Source organism: Mesorhizobium sp. M7A.F.Ca.CA.004.04.2.1 (assembly GCF_004022825.1).
Classification (GTDB): domain Bacteria; phylum Pseudomonadota; class Alphaproteobacteria; order Rhizobiales; family Rhizobiaceae; genus Mesorhizobium.
Window position 1 is genome coordinate 1 of record NZ_RZPH01001491.1, and the last position, 961, is coordinate 961.

The 961-nt window shown below is 60.2% G+C and carries 2 protein-coding genes; both read right to left on the reverse strand.

Going from position 1 to position 961, the window contains the following annotated elements:
• The coding region (locus EN893_RS35630) for a methylenetetrahydrofolate reductase C-terminal domain-containing protein (RefSeq protein ID WP_128362250.1) at window positions 1-532 on the reverse strand (532 nt) is incomplete at its 3' end.
• The gene (locus EN893_RS35635) at window positions 525-827 is read right to left on the reverse strand and encodes a virulence factor (RefSeq protein WP_023812316.1); all 303 of its coding nucleotides are present in this window, start codon (window positions 825-827) and stop codon (window positions 525-527) included. The genes EN893_RS35630 and EN893_RS35635, both read right to left, overlap by 8 nt.
• Window positions 828-961 lie beyond the last annotated feature (134 nt).

Below are 961 nucleotides of genomic sequence, written 5' to 3' on the forward strand. Positions count from 1 at the left end.
GCGACTGGTCGACCGGCTTCTGCACGGTCAGGATCCTGTCGCCGTGCACCATGTTCTGCGAGCCTTCCCAGGCTTTGACCCAGACGCAGGGCATATCGGGCTCGACCTCGCAATTGCCGTTGGCGCGGACGCCGCCGCAAGGACCGTTGCGCAATTGCTTGGGGCAGTTCATCGGGCACGACATGCCGGTCGAGGACAATATGCACTGGCCGCACATGCGGCAGTCGAACATGAAGCCCTTGACGCGCTTCTCGACGAATTTGATCGGCCCTTCGACGCGGCCGTAACCTATGCCCTTCCACAAGGGATGGAGGAGCAGGAACATGTCGGCGAATTTGGCGTAGAACCATTCGAGTAATCGCGAGTGCCGCACAGACCATAATCTGACCGCAAAGGAACGCTGCACGCGCCGCTGCGGCGATACGTCGGCCGGCTTGTAGTCGGATTTCGGCGCTGCCTTTTTGACCAGAGTGGCCTGGGTAACCGGCTGGACAACCCTTTGGCCATCCTTGGCAGGAATGGTTTCAGACATTTTCTTTGCCGCCTGCCTTGACCAGGGCGACCAGCCGCTCGCGGTCGTATTTCGTGTCGATATCGTTGAATGCCTTCTCGACCTCGGCTTCGAGGTCATCGCCGACCGGGACGGGATCGGCCTTGCGCCATTCGGCCAGATAATCGTCGGTGCCGCCGGCGCCAGTGCGCATCGCGCACATGTCGATCGCCTCGGTGAAGCGCAGCGGCAGCTCGCGCTTGGCGTTCTGCCGGCCCTTTTTGACGATGATTTGGGCTGGGATGTCGCGCCAGTAGACGACGATCAGATCGGCCATGAATTCTCACTCCTCGTTCTGCGAGCATTGCCGGAAGCGCAGTGGGGCCGCTTGTTATGGGACGACGCGCGCGCATTCAAAAGCGACGCATTTGGATGTCGTAAAATGAAAGGTGTGATTATTCGTTTCCGGCG

What these genes read in the sequence shown, in the direction of transcription:
- EN893_RS35635 (WP_023812316.1), bottom strand. Translation starts at nt 827, where the DNA reads ATGGCCGATCTGATCGTCGTCTACTGGCGCGACATCCCAGCCCAAATC.